The organism is Acinetobacter cumulans, from assembly GCF_003024525.3.
Classification (GTDB): Bacteria; Pseudomonadota; Gammaproteobacteria; order Pseudomonadales; family Moraxellaceae; genus Acinetobacter; species Acinetobacter cumulans.
The window spans coordinates 2,369,211-2,387,495 of the sequence record NZ_CP035934.2 but is presented as its reverse complement, the minus strand read 5'-3'; the positions used below and the strand labels follow the sequence as shown (position 1 = coordinate 2,387,495).

Below are 18,285 nucleotides of genomic sequence, written 5' to 3'. Positions count from 1 at the left end.
AAATAAAAATGTTATTAAAACCCGTCATACTCTCAGGAGGTTCAGGCAGCCGTTTATGGCCTTTATCTAGAGAAAAAAACCCTAAACAATTACTGAAGTTATTTAACGAAAAGACCTTATTACAAAATACCGTGGGCCGTATTTCGGGTTTGGAACAATATTTTGCGCAAATCTCCACACCACTCATTGTAGGGAATGTGGACTATCGTTTTATTGTAGAAAATCAATTAAAAAGTATGCAATCTATTGCACATTGTATTTTAGAGCCTGTTTCGAGGAATACAGCGCCAGCGCTTACCGTCGCGGCGTTTAAGTCAATTGAAAATGGCCTAGATCCTGTGCTGTTAGTGATGCCAGCAGATCACGCAATTTCCAATATTGAGGCATTTGAAAAGGCTGTGCATATTGCAGCAAAAAAAGCTGATGAAGGTGCAGTTGTTTGTTTTGGTATAACACCACATGCAGCAGATATTGGTTTTGGTTATATTAAAACACAAAAAAATGATCAAACTGGTATTCACCAACTTGAGAGGTTTGTAGAAAAACCATCTTTAGAAATTGCCAAACAATATGTGGCTTCTGGCGAATATTATTGGAACAGTGGTTTATTTGTATTAAAAGCAAGTGTATGGCTTTCACTTATCAAACAAGCCAATCTTGCAATTTACACCGCCTGCGAAGAAGCATTCCAACTCTCTACAAAAGTAGATGCATTTACGATTTTAGATAAACCAAGTTTTGAAAAATCAGAAGATGATTCGATTGACTATGCCGTGATGGAAAAATTAGGGCAAGGGGCTTTTTCACATGTACCAAGTTATGTTGTGCCATTTGATGTAGATTGGTCGGATGTGGGGGGGTGGGCTGCGGTATGGGAAATTAGCCAGCAGAATGAACAAGGAAATGTGCTCAAAGGTGTCGACCCAACGCTTGTGCATGCGTCCAAAAATAATTTGGTCTACTCTTCGAATAAGCGTGTGGTTTCTCTTTTAGGTGTAGAAAATTTAATTGTGGTAGACACAGATGATGCGCTATTTATTGCTGACCGTGAGAACCTAAATGAAATGCGCGCACTGGTGAAAAAAATAAAAGATCACTATCCAGCGCTCATGGAAAATGGTCGCAAAGTTGATCGCCCATGGGGAACCTATGATTCAATTGATAAAGAACAAAACTTTCAAGTGAAACGAATCGTGGTTAATCCTGGTGAAAAACTCAGTCTACAAATGCATTATCACCGTGCGGAACATTGGATTGTGGTACGTGGAACTGGACGAGTCACTTGCGGTGAAAATGTATTTTTATTAACGGAAAATGAGTCGACTTATATTCCAATGGGAGAGGTTCATCGTCTTGAAAACCCAGGAAAGGTTCCATTAGAAATAATTGAAGTGCAATCAGGACATTATCTTGGTGAAGATGATATTGTGCGCATAGAAGATAATTATGGTCGTTGTGGTTAAGCACAGCTAAAACAATAGATTTGCGGCGAGAGGACCTTACCGCAAATGGTGATAAAAATTTAAATTTTTAAAATTAGAGTAATGCTAGCGCATGTTGAAACAGAAACGTTTATCGTGGTCATTTGTACTGATTGTGATTATTCCCTCAGTATTTTCAATTATATATTTTGGTCTTATCGCATCAGACCGCTACGTATCTTCTTCAAGTTATGTCATACGCAGTCCACAAAAAACCGCCTCCGCAGGAGGCTTATCCGCTTTTTTACAAAGCTCAGGCTTTGCCCGTTCTACGGACGATGCCTATGTAGTCAATGATTTTATGATGTCGCGTGATGCGGTTACCAAACTGCAGAAAGAGCTTGATCTTAAAAAAATCTATACCCATGCTCATATCGATTTTTTAAGCAAATTTGATGGTATGGGTTTAGATAATACGATGGAAAATCTTTATAAGTATTATCAAGATCGTGTGAAAGTCACGATGGAGTCCACGTCTTCGATTTCTACACTTGAAGTCCGCGCATATTCAGCAGAAGAGGCATATAAGATAAACAATAAGCTGCTCAATATGGCGGAAGATCTGGTTAATGGCTTAAATGCGCGTGGCCGTCAGGATTTAATCCGTACATCGGCTACAGAGGTGGTGGTTGCTCAAAAACGTGTAGAAGCTATTTCAGCAGAGCTGGTGAAATTTAGAAGCAAAAATCAAATTTTTGATTTGGAGAAACAAGCTACTATTGATTTGCAGCTGGTTTCTAAATTGCAGGATCAGCTGATTTTGGTGCAAACCCAAATTGCGCAAGTGCAGCTGGTGACACCAGAAAACCCGCAAATTTCAATTTTAAAAGAACGTGAAAAAAATCTGGAAAATCAGATTTCCAAAATCAAGGGTCAAATGCTCGGCAATGGCAACAGTTCATATAACAATAAATCGATTGAATATGAGCGCCTCATGGTGGCCAAAGAAGTGGCGGTGAAACAGCTTGCTGGTGCTATGGCGACATTGGAGCAAAATAAAAATGAAGCTGAGCGCAAACAGCTGTACTTGGAACGGATCGCACAGCCTAATATGGCGGATGCAGCCATTGAGCCAAAGCGCTTTAAAAATATTATTTCCACGATTTTGATCTCATTAATTTTATGGGGAATCTATAGTTTACTGGCAGCAGGTGTAAGAGAGCATCAAGGTTAAAATGAATAGTTCTTTTGTCAAAAGCTTAAAAATACAGATTCGGGTGATAGGCGCATTGCTACTTCGAGAGGTGCTGACCCGCTATGGACGTCATAATCTTGGCTTTTTATGGCTGTTTATTGAACCGTTACTATTTACGATCGGCATTGTGATTTTATGGTCTTATACAAAGTTGCATACTGGAAGCATTTCGATAATAGCTTTTTCCATTATTGGCTATTCTTACATTCTCATGTGGCGAAATATCAGCAATCGTTTAGCAGGATCTGTTGAGCCAAACTTATCGCTTATGTATCACCGTAATGTTCGTATTGTTGACGTGTATTGGTCTAGGTTGATATTGGAAATTGCGGGTATTACGATTTCATTTATTCTGCTGATGACAATATTTATCGTGCTGGGCTTTATAGATATGCCAGACAATATTTTTCTGATGCTTTGCGCGTGGCTTCTTTTGGCATTATTTACAGCGGGCCTAGGGTTTGTGGTGGGTGTGATGTCTGAAATATCGGAAGTTTTTGATCGGATTTGGCATACATTCACTTATCTGTTTTTACCCTTTTCAGGTGCATTTTATTTTGTAGATACCTTGCCGACGTATTTGCAGAAATACATCCTATATGTGCCCCCAGTTCATGCGATTGAAATGTTGCGTCATGGTTATTATGGACATCTTGTACAGACCCATGAAGAACCGCTGTATTTATTTGTTGTTTCTATAAGCATGATTCTTGTTGGATTGATGGGGATATCTTGGCTGAATAAAAAGGTGATTCCTGAATGATAAAACTGGAAAATGTATCGAAGCAATACCATATTCATTCTGGCTGGAGAACAGTGCTGGATGATATTAATTTTGAAATGAAAGGAAATGATAAAGTTGGTTTTCTTGGGCGTAATGGTGCAGGTAAATCGACTTTAATACGTTTGATCAGCGGTGTAGAACAACCTTCGAAAGGTACAGTTTCGCGTGGTGTTTCTGTCTCATGGCCGTTGGCTTTTGGCGGTGCTTTTCAAGGTTCGCTGACAGGTATGGATAACCTGAGATTTATTGCCCGCATTTATGATGTGGATATTCAGTATGTACGTGACTTTGTCCAAGATTTCGCTGAATTAGGAAGCTATTTATACGAGCCAGTTAAAAGCTATTCACAGGGTATGCGGGCACGTTTTGCATTCGCGCTGTCTATGGCAATTGAGTTTGACTGTTTTTTGATAGATGAAGTGATCTCAGTTGGCGATGCGCGTTTTCACCGCAAATGTGAAGAGGAGCTTTTTGAAAGAAGAAAAGATAGGGGTATTATTCTTGTTTCACATGAAGTTCATAATATTCGTGAACGTTGCAATTCAGTTTGCGTACTTCATCAAGGAAAAATGAAGCACTTTGATAATATTGATGAAGGGTATGATTTTTATAATTCCTTGATTTAGGGATACAATTTTTATAATTCGTTAATGTTAGCTGAAATTTAGGTTTCATTAGAGTTTGATATTAAAAAAGCCAGATCATAATCTGGCTTTTTTTAATTCTAGATTCTTTGCAGTCTGATTTCACTGATTTTCAGTTTATTGTCCTCATTTACATCTATGAAAAATTCAGCATTTTGAATGTCATTTTCTAGATTAAATATTTTTTTTGAGATGATTGAATTAGTGGATTTTTGAATTGGTAAGTCATTAAAGTTTACTGCAATTTGTTTTGAATTAAATTCATCATAATAGCCAATTGAAAAATTTATCATTTGATTTTGAGGTGAAGTGCCTAAAATCTCAATTGTGTATTTTCCTAAGTCTAAATTGACTAGACCGCCAGTCAAAAGATTGCCTTTTTTATTCTGAGTATAAATTCCGCTCTCATTTTTTAGACCAATTTCAGATTTGAAATAATTGTGAGCAGTGTTTAGAAGTATAAAAGGAAGATCACTAGTTTTCTTGATTTCGAAGCAACTTACATATAAGTCATTTTTTTCAGATGATTCTATATAGATTTCAGCTCTATCAATTGATTCATTTAAGCTCACTGGTATATTGCAGATAATTTCAGGAATATCATAAATTCCTTTGCTTAAAGAAAGGGTTAAGGATCTTTTCTCGAATAGTACTTTGATTTCACCATGTAAATGAGTAACAATTTTAAGATTAATTTCTTGTTCAATATAGGATTTACCATATATTTTAAGATCATAGCTACCACTTTCTAAAGGGAAATAGCCCCCCCAAACAAGTAAACCTTTTTCAAATTTAGATTTAATTCGATCACTTGAGTAAATACCGCTGGTACTATTAAATTTATTTGAACAAACTGGTAATAGCCAAAGTTTATCGTCACGATGCCATGTTTCGGAATTGTGGCCTTTTGTTATGGCATTCATCAGTTGTTTAGCCGATTCTCCCCAGTTTTGTGATGTAAAATTATTGCCTAATTGCTGTTTATGATATTTCAAAATAATATTTTTCAAATCTTCTGCATCATTAAAATATAAGCAGGAATTTTTAGTTACTTCTCGAAACACAGGGATGTTTCTAGCGATAACGGGTGTATTGTACTGTAATGATTCAATCAGGGGTAGTCCAAAGCCTTCACCTAATGAAGCAGCAATGAGTGCAGTTGAATTTTTATATAAATATGCTAAATCGGCATCTGATATTTTTGAAGGCCAGAATAAAAGTTTATCTTTATATTGACTTGAATTAATTACTTCAATGACTAAATCATTGTTCCAGCCACGAGCACCAACGATGACTAAAGAACCTTGGTAACCGGAATCCCAGAGATCAGACATTGCTTCAATAACTTCTAAGTGTCCTTTACGGGGTTCGACGCTGCCGACCATTAAAAAAACAGGATTTGAAAAATTTATTTTTTGGAGTTCGATATTTAAATTTTTATCTAAATTTATGTGTTTTTCATTTTTAAAATTACCGCCAAGATGAAACCATCCTATTTTTAAATTCGTATTAATGTTTTCTACGGCATTAAGATAATATTTTGAATGTTCCATTACAGATTGTGAAACACATACTAAATGGTCGGCTTTAGCGATCGCCTTAAACCAGCCAAAATGTGCAACTGCTGAATTTGGGCTAAAAAAGCTATCACCAAAATCAAAAGGCAATAGATCATGAATAATAAAAACTGTTTTACATCCTTGTGATCTGAGTTTTTCGTATGCATCTTCTTTTGTATGTGCACTATGGTCAAGATCGATACTAATAAAAATATCACCAATTCTAATATCATTAATATCAATTGATGAGTATTTTTTATTAATTTTAATGGTTTTTGGCGGATTTTCTATGGCTTCAAGAACGTCGCTATGATGAGAAATTTTAATTGGTATAATTTCAAATTGATCGCTGTAGCTTTCGATTAAAGAATTGTAGATTTCATTTGTTACTCTTTGAATTCCTGTAATAAAATCTACAGTTATTAATTGTGAAATATCATATAGAATTCTAGGTTTTCTATTTTCTCGAAAATTTTTAATTATTTTTAAAGCTATTTGTTCTTTTTTCGTATTATTCAGGTCGTCATTAATAGTAATTTTTTTAATAGCGTTGACACTTGAATTTATTAAATAAGAAGTATCAGCAGTAACCCTCTCGTTAGTAATACCAAAAGATTCCATGAAATCTAAAATCAATTTTGCACTTTTTTCCCATGTAAAAGTTTTTGAATGACTTTCACAATATTCCGAAATTTCATTCCTTAACTGTGGATTTTCTATTAAATTTTCTAATAATTTCTTTATTTCTAAAGCATTGTAGGGGTCGAAAGTTAAATCTTTTCTTCCAATTACCTCAGGGAGGCTGGTTGTGTTCGATGTAATAACAGCTGCACCACATGCCATTGCCTCAAGAGCGGGAAGCCCAAAGCCTTCATGAAATGATGGGAAAACAAATAAGTAGCAGACGCTGTATAAATCAATAAGCTGTTTGTCTGTAATATATTTTAGAAAAATATAATCCTCATTGTTTAATCCGCATCTGTATGCATAGTTCTTAAACTTATTCAAATGTTCATCATTTAATATCCCAGCAATGATTAATTTACTATTCTGTTTTGCTGTTTTAGATAAAAGTGAGTAAGCTTTAATTAATTTTAAATGGTTTTTTCTTTCGTCACTTGCGCCAAAATAGAAAATAAGTTTTTTATCTTTTAGTTTACAATCCAGCATCTTTTCTATTTTTTCAAAAGATGGCATGCTATTTTTGAAATTGTTTTCAATACCCTCAGATGTTATTATAATTTTTTCTTTAGAAATGCCTAAATAAGTTTTGAGTTCATTTGAACATGAATTTGATACTGCAGCATATAAATCTGCTTCTTTAAACTCTGATATTTGCTCTAAATAATATTTTTTAAAATCAGGATTCGGATCGAGATATATTTTTGGCTGTATTAATGGGATTAAATCATGAGATGTCGCGATTACTTTATATCTTCGAGTCTTTGGAATTGATAAAACGGTATCATCATGATAGCCTTCGAAATAAGTTGTTAAGAAAACAAAGTCAGGATCAATTTTTTCAATAAATTTTTCGCGTAAGATGACTGAGATATTTTTATTAATTTTATTATTTGCATTGCTGCCTGAACAGGGCCCTATACCATACCATATATGAATGTTTGAAATTGGTACAAAGTCAGAATAATGGTTTATTAGTTGCCCTAAATTGTCATTAAATTGGCCATTGAATAATAAATGGCAGTCGTGCTGGGTTACAGCTTCTTTTAAAAATCCAGTAACCATTCCTGTAGTATAGCGACCTATTCCACGGTTACGACTTAGGTTTTGACACCCTTGCATGTCTATAACAATACGCATATTTAAAACTCAAAATTATAATTGTTTGATGATTTCATTGAATAACTTTTGTTCTTTATCATTCAATGTTGCAGTAGCGAGTGGTAATGATTTGATATTCTTATTTCTCACAAGTTTTAATTTTTCAAAACTTATACTGTGAGTTGATAAAAAATGTTCTCGCTTAGGAATATCGTTTGATTCGAGTTTAAATTGCAGCTCGGTTAAACGATTCATCAAGATCCGCTGATTTTTTGGCATAGAAGTTGAAAACAAGCGGACGACGGGCAAATAACCAGAAATGCTCAAAGCTTTGAAACGCTGAACATCGAGGCGAATGAGCGTGAGATCTTTTTGATTAAAATGTAATTTAGTTTCAGCTGATTTCAGCATCTGCTCAATGATTGTTAGACGGTCAATACCTTGTTCTAAACGACCCAAATAATATTTTAATCCTTCAGGGTCAGGCTCACGGTTGAGGAAGCATCTATACAATATTGTGATAAAGGGAGTACCCCAATATTGAAGCATTTTCGGTATATTTATCAGAGTTGTCATTGTTGTTTGGCTTTATATTTGGGCTAATTGAGTTTTTTTTATTCTATATTTGGCACTTTAGTTTGTATATAGAATATAGGCTTTTGCTCGACAGTAGTTGTGTAATTATTTCGATGAATAACAGTAATTTAATCAAAAAAATTAAAATAAGCCTTAGTGTTAAAAGTTGTGTAATTGTGTATATTAAATCACTTGTTATTAACAATAAGTGAATAATAAAGAAAATATTCAATAAATTTAAAAGGTGTCAATTGGATACATACATTCGGGTTCTAAAAAACTATGCTAAGAATAGGCCTCTAATCTTTTTACGCGATATAGTTGGGCTCGTTGTTGGTGAAAAATCATTTGAAAAAAATTATTTGCTTAGCGATATAGAGCTGAACAAATGGGGACTACATAAAAAACGGGTCGCGCTGGTTCATCGCTTGGCACATCTCAGACGGAAGAAACTTGAAAAACACATTAATGCCGAAGATGCAGCGTTTTTTTATACACATGGATATATTGTTAAAGAAAATTTTTTAACTGAGGCTGAGTTTAAAGCACTTCAATCAGAAATAGCGGCGCACAGTTTTGATACTCGTGAAATGCTTCAAGGCAATACGGTCACGCGACGGATGTCACTTGATGCACAGCAACTCCAGCAAACACAAAAAATAGCAGGATTTTTACAAAAAACAGAGTGGAATAACCTCATTAATTTTGTGGCCAGTTTTAAAGTACAACCAATGAATTATATCCAAGTGATATTTTCTAAAATTAATCAAGAACAGCCAGATCCACAGACCAATTTTCACAGTGATACTTTTTATTCGAGTGCTAAAGCATGGCTATTTTTAACGGATGTAGATGAAAGCACTGGCCCGTTTATGTATGTGCCTGGCTCGCACTGCGCAGATGAAAAAAGGTTAGCTTGGGAGCAACATAAAGCGACTCAAATATGTACACAACAACATACTGATGTTTTGTCACAACGAGGCTCATTTCGAATTAGTCCACAAGAATTGCAAGATTTTGGCTTTGCTACACCCATTAAATTTAATGTAAAAGCCAATACGCTTTTAATTGCTGATACTTTTGGTTTTCATGCGCGTGGTGAAAGTGAACAGTCTGCCATACGGGCCGAAATTTGGGCTTATGCAAGGCGTAATCCTATGATCCCTTTTACATTTGGGCATTATTTAGCTTTACCTTGGATAAAGGACAGAGCTGTCGGTTTGTACTGGCATGCACTTGATATTTTAGAAGCTCAAAAAATTAAGCGTAGTCCGTGGCGTAAAGTAGGCAAATTAAAGGTGTTGGATCCCGCTCAAATCACCACTGTAGAAAAGCAAAACAAAACTCACGATTAGGTACGCATAAATGCTAAAAATTACATTGCGAGCGTCTTAAAATTATTGCTAATATTTTTAGGCTGAACAAAAAAAGAATAGATTTTCATCAAACCCAGTCATCCAATGAAAATGTGTTCGAATAAGATGATAGGTAAAGGATAAGAAAAGTAATATGTTGAAAATAAAAGCGGTTTTTCTTGGATTAAGTGCATCGGTTATATTGTCTGCCTGCTCAAATTCAACAAGTTTTATCCCGTCTTCTGGACCATCTAGTTCCAAGTTAATGTCGAATGAGACGCTAAATAACAGTGTTCATGTGATTGATATTAACTCAGAGAACTACCTATTTTATTCGCAGGCTACACCAAGCTCGATGACTCAGGCTTTTGTACAACGTGCTAAACCTCAACTTCGATTAGGTGCTGGGGATATTGTTCAAATTTCAATTTGGGAAGCACCGCCTGCAGTTTTATTTGGTACAACATCAGCCGATAGTTTAGGTATTTCAGGTGGTGTGCTAAATATGCCTGAGCAAATGATTACAGATCAGGGTTATATCACAGTACCTTTTGTGGGAAATATCAAAGCATCAGGCCGGACTTTAGATCAAATTCAACAGACTATTCGCCAAGGCCTATCGAAAATTGCCAACAAGCCCCAGGTCATGGCACGCTTAAGCCAAAACAACACGAATACTGTAACCTTAATCGCAGATCGTAAATCGGTAAGTATTCCTTTAACTGCGAAGGGGGAGCGTTTAATTGATGTCATTCCAAGTGTGACGGACATTCGCCTATTGAAATCTACAAGTTTTGTCATCGAGCGCGCTCAGCAACATTTTAGTATTCGAGCGGATGATTTAACTCGTAATAGCGTGGAAAATATTTATCTGTATCCTGGCGATACAGTTCGTGTGATGCAAGATCAGTATGAAGTGACGGTATTGGGTGCAACCAATAGTAATACCATACTCAATTATGGAGACAATGGGCTCAGTATTTCCGATGTAATTGCTAAAACTTCAGGTTTGAATGATTTTAGAGCCAATCCTAAAGGTGTATTTGTATTTCGAAAGGCAGAATTTAGTCAATCGAAATTGCCTACAGGTGAAGCAGCACCCGAAGTACTACGCTTTGACTTAACCTCGGCGGAAGGTTTGTTACTTGCACAAAAATTCCAGCTAAAAAATAAAGATATGTTGTACGTGTCTAATGCAAGTGGTTCTGAGCTACAAAAGTTCTTAAGTATTATTGGTTCGATTTTATCGCCAGTCTCAACTACGACATCGATGACCAAATAATATGACGACTCAAAACCCCATTTTGATTGAAATTAGCCGCTTAATCTTTCGCTTAATTAAAGGCAAAACGATTACAGGGATTGATCGTGTGACCTTGGCATATATCAAACATTATGCAAAGCACGCGCAAGCAGTGTTGTCATACAAAGGCAGTGTTCATATTTTAACTCAGGTGCAATCTGAAAAGCTGTTTCAAATTCTGTGTCAAAATCAGCCGAAATTACTGCATTCGTCATTTTTTAATGTTTTGACTGAATATGTATTTAAAAATGAGTCAGATTATTCACAGTATGCAGGATGCGTCTATCTAAATTTGAATCATAAAGGTATTGAGTCGAAGTCCTATATTCGAAAAATTCAACAACTTCAGCTCAAAACTGTTTTTTTTGTACATGATCTTATCCCAGTAAATTATCCAGAATATTGTCGTGCACAAGAACAAGCAAAGCATGCACTACGTATACGCCACATGTTGCAAGTTGGGCATGCCATAATTGTTAACTCGGCGTTTACCAAAGCCGAGTTATTACAATTTGCTCAGACGCAAAAGCTAACAGCTCCACCAATTACAGTAGCTTTACTCAGCAGTGATTTACATCATCTGCTTGCACCACCTAAACTTTTGCCTGTATTACAGCATAAAAAGTATTTTGTGGTGCTGGCGACCATAGAAGCACGTAAAAATCATTTGTTGTTATTGCAGATTTGGCAACGCCTGATTCAGCAACTTGGCGAAGATGCACCATACTTAGTTTTGGTCGGGCAACGAGGTTGGGAGGCCGATCAAGTCTTTAATTTATTGGATCGCTGTGAGCTTGTTAAGCGCCGTGTGATTGAATGTTCATCTTCTTGTGATGTTGAATTAAAAGCGACGCTGTTGAATGCACAAGCTTTGTTGTTTCCAAGTTTCGTAGAAGGCTTTGGCTTGCCTTTGGTTGAAGCACTCTCTTTAGGAGTGCCTGTTATTGCTAGTGATATTGAAGTCTTTCGGGAAATCGGACAGGGTGTACCTGAATTTATTGACACCTTAGATACAAAGCTTTGGTATGACATGATTTTGGAATACAACAAAAATGCCTCCTTATTAAGGCAAGATCAGCTGTTACGCATGAAGCACTATCAGCATTGGGAGTGGCAGGATCATTTTAATGCTATTCAGCATGTGATTGAGCCCGAAGAGCTAGTAGAAGCGGAATGTCATTGATGGAGCTTCATGCTCTGAAACATGTGAAAGAGGCATGGGTCTATGGATTTTCTTATCGAAAATTTTTAATCCTAAAGACTTTTTTGCCTCATTTACAACTCAAGCGCTTTAAGCTGGATCAGCCTATTTCTGCCGAAGCCGTGTTGATTGTATGGGGTATGCAACCAGTACCTTTAGCATTGCAACATGTAAAAACCTTAATCCGAGTAGAGGATGGCTTTATTCGCTCTATTGGATTAGGTGCTGCATTTAATTCGCCTATTTCTTGGGTTTTTGATGATTTGGGGATGTATTTCAATACACAAGTGGAATCACGTTTAGAGCGTCTGTTAAATCAACATGATTTTTCGGCTAAAGAATGTGCTGAAGCCAAGATGTTGCAACAGCATTTAATCAGTCAAAAGTTGAGTAAATATAATCTAAAAACGAAGCAGTTTACTGATTTTCCAACTATTTCGGCACAGCAAAAAATTTTAGTAGTTGGGCAGGTTGAAGGGGATGCATCCATACAATATGGATCACCGCATATCAAACGCAATTTAGACCTTCTTGCGCAAGTTCGCCAATTATGCCCAGGCGCCTACTTAGTATATCGGCCACATCCCGATGTATCTGCAGGTTGGCGTAAGGACAGTTTGGATCTGGCACAAGCACAGCACTATGCCAATGTAATTAGAACAGAAGGTGATATTACGGACTGGCTGGATTGGGCAGATGAAGTACATGTGATGACGTCTTTAACTGGATTTGAAGCCCTTTTAAGAGGGAAATCCGTGGTCTGTCACGGTTTGCCATTTTATTCAGGTTGGGGCCTTACTCATGATATATACGCTATAGCGCGTACTAAAAGACCATTGCGGTTAGAGGAATTAATCGCGGGTGCTTTAATTCTCTATCCACAATATCGCTCTTTATTAAATCAACGTCATCCACAGATCACTGCGACTCAAGCTATAGAAGAACTTGTGATTTTAAAAAATAAAAACAAAATTAATTGGCTGGGTTGGTTACAGCCTTTCATGAAATATTAATTTTGCCAATGAATCACAGCTTATGTTGTTATCTGCAAGCCATGTTTTTGTAAAAATTGCATTATTTTTTCGACACTTACATCCCATGAGGTGAGTGGAATAATGTGTGTAGAGCTTGAGTTTAGATCTTTACTCCAGATATACAAAGTTTCTGCCAAAGCATCGGGTTTATCCTGCTGAAAATAGTTTGCTTGGTTGCTACTGACTTCACGAAAAACAGGCAGATCACGAACTAAAAGCGGTTTTTGATAATAGATCGCTTCCATTAGGGGTAAACCGAAACCCTCTCCATAAGAGCAATTTACTGCGCCAACCGTATGTTGATAGAGTAGATTTAACTCAGCATCATTCATATCGTCCCACCAAAATATACGTGTTCCAAAATACGGGGATGCTTTCAAATATTGCAGGGTATGTTCAGATTTCCAACCATAACGCCCAACCAAATATAAATGATGTGGATAGTCTGGATAGCGTTTGAGTAATGCTTCAAAAGCTTGGATTAAACACAAATGGCCTTTACGAGGTTCGATCGTCGATACTTTGAGAATATAGCTTGAGGCTAAGAATTTTTGTTCAAATTCAGGGCGAATTTGCGCCGTATATGTGCTTGGGCTAATTTCACCACCCAGTTTAATGGCTGAGCAAGGCAGATCATCAATCTGATGTTCATGCAGGTATTGAAGCACTTGTTTTTTTACGGTTTCGGACACACAAATAATCTCATCGGCACATACCGCAATGACATTCAGCCAAGCTTGGAGTTTTTGTCTATTTTTGGCGGTGAACCACTCTGGATGCTGTAATGCCAAGATGTCGTTTAAGATAAAAACCTGTTTTGACCCTTTGATTTTCCAGGTCATTAAACGTACTTGATGTTTAATAATTTGATCTGCCGACCAATCTAAACCAAAAAATAAATCACCACTTTTGAGGTTTACATATTGGCGTTTTTTAATATTTTTTTGTGGGTATTGGGAGAGGGCATACTTTTTTTTGCGAGTTGCATAAATCGGATAGAAATTGAGGTTTGGTGCATGCTTTGGCAGACGAGACCATACCGATTTTACAAGGCGTTGAATGCCAGTACCTGCGTCATTCATAGAAATGACAGAGAGATCGGTATAAATGTTTTTGATTGGTTGAGATTGGGTCTTGGGAGTCTGTTGTTTTAAGAGTTGTCGTGCGTAGCTAATATTTCCTAGACGAATATTTATTTTTAAAAAGTGTAGTTTTAGCTTATGCAGCATGTTGCTCGCCCTTAGATTGATCATGCATATTATTTTGTATGGAAAATATACGGCAAAATCTGTTCAAAAACATGAAGAAAAATGATTAATTTTGCAGAAAATTCTTGAATAGATCGAAGCACATGGTTCGAGATAAGAAAAAATCTGAGGCCTATCGACTATTTGCTGATTGAAGTGTTCGTTTGACTTTCTTGGTTTAATAGGATTTACAATTAAAACTTGTGTGATACGTTAAAAATTAATTTTTATTTTTCTATTAAAGTAAGTTATGAATTAAATTGGTGCATATTATTTCGCATAGAAAAATTTAAAATTAAGCTAGAGTGATTGATTTTTAAGTGTTTTAGGCATTTGTTTACAAATGGCAGCAGTAAAATAAATCATTACAAAATAAATATGCACTAAATTTGTGCGTTAACTCAATTTTTATTCAGAATTAAATATCTCTAGAATGAATATGGTGCATTTCACTTGGCAAACAGTATAATAAGGTGAAAGCAAAGGTGCATAATCTTTAATTCTGATAAGGAATTCAATATTTTAACTTTGCTTTTATAAAGTTGGTACGGTATTTGCTTTATAACAACCAACTACTAACACGCACATCAGCAGTGCAACAAAAAATCATCGGAGCAAAATGAGCATGGCGAACAAGGTCCTTCAACTCATCCAAGAAAGTGGCGCAAAATGGGTCGATTTTCGCTTTACTGATACTAAGGGTAAAGAGCAACACGTAACTTACCCAGCAGATTCAATCGACGAAGATACGTTTGAAGATGGCAAAATGTTTGATGGTTCTTCAATTGCTGGCTGGAAAGGCATTGAAGCATCTGACATGATCTTACGCCCAGATGCGGCTACAGGTTTCATCGACCCGTTCTTTGCAGAGCCTACAGTTGTTGTAACTTGCGACGTAATTGAACCTTCAACAGGTCAAGGTTATGAACGTGACCCACGCTCTATTGCTCGCCGTGCAGAAGAATATCTAAAATCTACAGGTATTGGTGATACTGCATTCTTCGGTCCAGAACCAGAATTCTTCGTATTTGACGAAGTTAAATGGGACATCGATATGTCTGGCGCGCGCCATACATTAATCGCTGAAGAAGCTGCTTGGTCTACAGGTAAAGACTACGAAGCGGGTAACTCTGGCCACCGTCCACGCGTTAAAGGTGGTTACTTCCCAGTTCCACCAGTAGATTCTTCACAAGACATGCGTGCGGATATGTGTGCACGTATCGAAGACATCATGGGCCCAGGCCGTGTAGAAGTACACCACCACGAAGTTGCATCTTGCCAGCTTGAAATTGGTGTGAGCTTCAACACAATGGTTCGTAAAGCTGACGAAGTTCAACAGTTCAAATATGCTGTTTGGAACGTTGCTCACCAATATGCAAAAACAGCTACGTTTATGCCTAAACCAATGGTTGGCGATAACGGTTCTGGTATGCACGTTCACATGTCTATCTCTAAAGATGGCAAGAACTTGTTCGCTGGTGACGAATACGCAGGCCTTTCTGAAATGGCGCTTTACTTCATTGGCGGTGTGATTAAACACGCTCGTTCATTGAATGCGATTACTAACCCTTCTACAAACTCGTACAAGCGTTTAGTTCCGCACTTTGAAGCTCCAATTATGCTTGCTTACTCAGCGCGTAACCGTTCTGCTTCTATCCGTATTCCTTATGTTTCTAGCCCTAAAGGCAAACGTATTGAAGCACGTTTCCCAGATCCAATGATGAACCCGTACTTAGGTTTCGCAGCGCTTCTTATGGCTGGTCTTGACGGTATCCAAAACAAGATCCACCCAGGTGAAGCTGCAGATAAAAACTTGTACGACCTTCCTCCTGAAGAAGAAGCTAAAATCCCTACAGTGGCTCATAGCTTAGATATGGCTCTTGAAGCGCTTGCTGCGGATCATGATTACCTTCTTAAAGGTGGCGTGTTCACTAAAGAAATGCTTGATGCCTACATCGAGCTTAAAACTGAAGAAGTTCGTCGTCTTAACACGACTACTCACCCAGTTGAATTTGATATGTACTACAGCCTGTAATTCTGTAAAGAATTTAAGCTTAAAAAAACCCGCGTTTATCGCGGGTTTTTTTTGTGTCTTACGTTATGATGAATCAATCTGGAAATATATAGAATCGTTATGGCAAAACCACGCAAAAAACATACGGGCTTTTTCCCCTGGATTGATCCAGCGGATCAGGCAAAGGGCTTTAAACTCAACTTCTCAGAAGTGACATATTTAGAAGTGGGGCGGACCGTTGAAGGTTATAAGCAGGCTGAATTTGTCGAACTGAAAAACCCCGACTTAGCTTTAGAATTTGATTACCCTGAAAGTTTTTATATCACAACTGAAGGGTTGGTTTTAATTAAAACACCACAAGGAAAGTTTGAAGCCATTGCCAAGACAGATAACTTTTAATTCAACACGATAAAATTGATCTGAAAAATGACCTGTTAGATAGCGGGTCATTTTTATTGAGCAAAAAGTAATTTGCTAACTGTCAGTGCAAACCATGTTGTTTTAAGTTATCAATTTCATAAGGTGCATCTTCGGCAGGATAGCGCAGTTGAGTAATGCCTTGAGTTTTAGCAATGGACCAAATCACACTTTCACCCGCAGGAATGTTTTGACTGTGTAGCGCATATAGTGGGTCTTGCAGGGCGCGCTCTGGTGAGATAAATGTCCAGCCATGCTGTTGAAATGCTGTAATAACATCCTTTAAAAACGCGGCATTAATGACATTTACATGTAAAAGCAAAACATGCTGCGGTGAACGTTGTAACGTGAGCTGTGCGAGCTGGTCATAATATTCGGCGCGATTAAGCAGGTGAGCAATATACGCTTGTTTTAACTGCTGTAATTTGTCTAAATCTTGCTGTTTAGCATAGCCGATATATTTTTGGTTATAAAACCAGTCACTGGCATCTATACTCACACCGCCAATGTTATAGTGGTTTTGCGCTAGCCATTGATAGACGGTATCACGCTTTTCCGTATTATTGCCTTCTTTTAAAAATGGATAACGGTAAATTCGCGTGTAATTAGGTAATGTTTTTAATACTGTATCTGCATGCTCAATGCTTTTTATATAATCCTTTTGCGGATACATTTTCTTTATTCAGGTTTTGATGTAGGGCGCTATGGTTGCCAATCAGATGGCCTGAAATACCCCAATCGCGAATCAATTGTTTGCCTTGATAATCACCAATTTTAATTAGGCTAGGGAAGACAATACTTTTGATGTGTTGGTCTTTTAATTGTCGCAATATGCTTGCATTGATTGTACTGGCTTGAGCATTGAATGCTGGGTTAAGGCCATCATCAAAACTAAGTGCTAATGATTTGGCATGTAAGTGAGCGTTAAAACATAGCAAGCAAATCAGCATGGTATATAGGGCAGTGTGATGTTTTTTCATTTAGGCGTAGTGTTTATTTTTTCTGGCTTATCATACCCATCAGTTACACTAAAGTGTGTTAAAAATGTCATGTAATAAAAACAGAGAAAGAGAAGAGTTTGGCAAAATCTGAACAGCTGTGATGAAAACAATTATCGAGCCATGAAAAATACAGTTCAGTCCGCTACACTAGAGGCAATGATTGAAGGGATATGGAATATGCGGCAGCAGCAAAGCCAATTGCGGGATTGTAAAATCCCCACTGAATTAAGAACGTGGCTGTATGCATCTGGTTCCTTAACGCAACAATTAACAGATTTGGCGCAAGGTATCTTTAAAGTAAAACCCAATGCAGAACATTTTCAGCGTTTGAGCTTGAAAGATGCACAGTGGCTTAAAATGCCAGCGCATCATACAGCGTGGGTACGTGAAAGTTATTTATATGGCTGTGAAGCACAGCCTTGGGTGAAAGCTAAAAGTATTTTTCCGATACTGAGTTTGCAAGGCCGTGCACGGATATTTCAGCATATTGGCAATAAACCAATCGGCTACTTTTTATTTCAACGTACTACACCCGTATGTGAGCGTCGTGTGTTATGGCTAGAAGATGGCTGGACCCGCCAGAGCTGTTATACTTGGCATGGCTGTAAATTTATTGTACAGGAAACTTTTTTACCTGCATTTGAACAGTATCTTCAGCAACATTCTCTAAGAACATCAAGTTAAGGACAGTC

General features: G+C 37.2%; 14 protein-coding genes and 1 pseudogene. 11 read left to right on the top strand and 4 right to left on the bottom strand.

Annotated elements, in window-relative coordinates:
* The first annotated feature begins 8 nt into the window (after nt 1-8).
* The 4 genes from C9E88_RS11360 (at nt 9) to C9E88_RS11345 (ending at nt 4,086) form a co-directional block, all read left to right on the top strand.
* Nucleotides 9-1,463 (top strand): mannose-1-phosphate guanylyltransferase/mannose-6-phosphate isomerase, encoded by a 1,455-nt coding sequence (locus tag C9E88_RS11360; RefSeq protein WP_106986292.1) that lies wholly within the window; start codon nt 9-11, stop codon nt 1,461-1,463.
* A gap of 91 nt (nt 1,464-1,554) precedes the next feature.
* The gene (locus C9E88_RS11355) at nt 1,555-2,655 is read left to right on the top strand and encodes a KpsE/RkpR family capsule polysaccharide export protein (RefSeq protein ID WP_106986293.1); all 1,101 of its coding nucleotides are present in this window, start codon (nt 1,555-1,557) and stop codon (nt 2,653-2,655) included.
* Between the two features lies 1 nt (nt 2,656).
* Nucleotides 2,657-3,439, top strand: a complete 783-nt coding sequence (locus C9E88_RS11350) for an ABC transporter permease (protein ID WP_106986294.1) — start codon at nt 2,657-2,659, stop codon at nt 3,437-3,439.
* Complete coding sequence (locus C9E88_RS11345) at nt 3,436-4,086, top strand: ABC transporter ATP-binding protein (protein WP_106986295.1); 651 nt, start codon at nt 3,436-3,438, stop codon at nt 4,084-4,086. The genes C9E88_RS11350 and C9E88_RS11345 overlap by 4 nt, the downstream gene beginning before the upstream one ends.
* 98 nt (nt 4,087-4,184) lie before the next feature.
* Here C9E88_RS11345 and C9E88_RS11340 read toward each other — a convergent pair whose 3' ends face one another.
* Together C9E88_RS11340 and C9E88_RS11335 are read right to left on the bottom strand one after the other, a co-directional pair.
* Nucleotides 4,185-7,484, bottom strand: a complete 3,300-nt coding sequence (locus tag C9E88_RS11340; protein ID WP_106986296.1) for a glycosyltransferase family 4 protein — start codon at nt 7,482-7,484, stop codon at nt 4,185-4,187.
* Nucleotides 7,485-7,499: 15 nt separating this feature from the next.
* Complete coding sequence (locus C9E88_RS11335) at nt 7,500-8,021, bottom strand: DUF4214 domain-containing protein (RefSeq protein ID WP_106986297.1); 522 nt, start codon at nt 8,019-8,021, stop codon at nt 7,500-7,502.
* Nucleotides 8,022-8,272: 251 nt separating this feature from the next.
* Between C9E88_RS11335 and C9E88_RS11330 the strand changes: the two genes are divergently transcribed.
* The 4 genes from C9E88_RS11330 (at nt 8,273) to C9E88_RS11315 (ending at nt 12,893) form a co-directional block, all read left to right on the top strand.
* Nucleotides 8,273-9,376: a phytanoyl-CoA dioxygenase family protein gene (locus C9E88_RS11330; protein WP_162368839.1), complete on the top strand. Its 1,104-nt coding sequence runs from the start codon at nt 8,273-8,275 to the stop codon at nt 9,374-9,376.
* 265 nt (nt 9,377-9,641) lie between these two features.
* Nucleotides 9,642-10,658 carry a polysaccharide biosynthesis/export family protein gene (locus C9E88_RS11325; protein WP_162368838.1) on the top strand — a complete coding sequence of 339 codons (1,017 nt, stop codon included), beginning with the start codon at nt 9,642-9,644 and terminating at the stop codon, nt 10,656-10,658.
* Between the two features lies 1 nt (nt 10,659).
* Complete coding sequence (locus C9E88_RS11320; RefSeq protein ID WP_106986300.1) at nt 10,660-11,862, top strand: glycosyltransferase family 4 protein; 1,203 nt, start codon at nt 10,660-10,662, stop codon at nt 11,860-11,862.
* Nucleotides 11,862-12,893 (top strand): capsular polysaccharide export protein, LipB/KpsS family, encoded by a 1,032-nt coding sequence (locus C9E88_RS11315; protein WP_162368837.1) that lies wholly within the window; start codon nt 11,862-11,864, stop codon nt 12,891-12,893. Before C9E88_RS11320 ends, C9E88_RS11315 begins: the two co-directional genes overlap by 1 nt.
* Before the next feature lie 20 nt (nt 12,894-12,913).
* Here C9E88_RS11315 and C9E88_RS11310 read toward each other — a convergent pair whose 3' ends face one another.
* On the bottom strand, nt 12,914-14,143 hold the full coding sequence (locus C9E88_RS11310; RefSeq protein ID WP_162368836.1) for a glycosyltransferase family 4 protein: 1,230 nt from the start codon (nt 14,141-14,143) through the stop codon (nt 12,914-12,916).
* A gap of 637 nt (nt 14,144-14,780) precedes the next feature.
* On the opposite strand from C9E88_RS11310, the gene glnA reads away from it, so the two are divergent.
* Both glnA and C9E88_RS11300 read left to right on the top strand, forming a co-directional pair.
* Entirely contained in the window at nt 14,781-16,196 is a 1,416-nt protein-coding gene (gene glnA, locus C9E88_RS11305) for a type I glutamate--ammonia ligase (protein ID WP_171356331.1), read from the top strand.
* Nucleotides 16,197-16,295: 99 nt separating this feature from the next.
* A complete protein-coding gene (locus C9E88_RS11300) occupies nt 16,296-16,574 on the top strand; it encodes a hypothetical protein (RefSeq protein WP_106986304.1) in 279 nt (92 codons plus the stop codon).
* Between the two features lie 82 nt (nt 16,575-16,656).
* On the opposite strand, the pseudogene C9E88_RS11295 reads toward C9E88_RS11300, so the two are convergent.
* A pseudogene (locus C9E88_RS11295) lies at nt 16,657-17,542 on the bottom strand (polysaccharide deacetylase family protein).
* Between the two features lie 228 nt (nt 17,543-17,770).
* Here C9E88_RS11295 and C9E88_RS11290 point away from each other — a divergent pair.
* The gene (locus C9E88_RS11290) at nt 17,771-18,277 is read left to right on the top strand and encodes a chorismate--pyruvate lyase family protein (RefSeq protein ID WP_106986305.1); all 507 of its coding nucleotides are present in this window, start codon (nt 17,771-17,773) and stop codon (nt 18,275-18,277) included.
* The last annotated feature ends 8 nt before the right edge of the window (nt 18,278-18,285 follow it).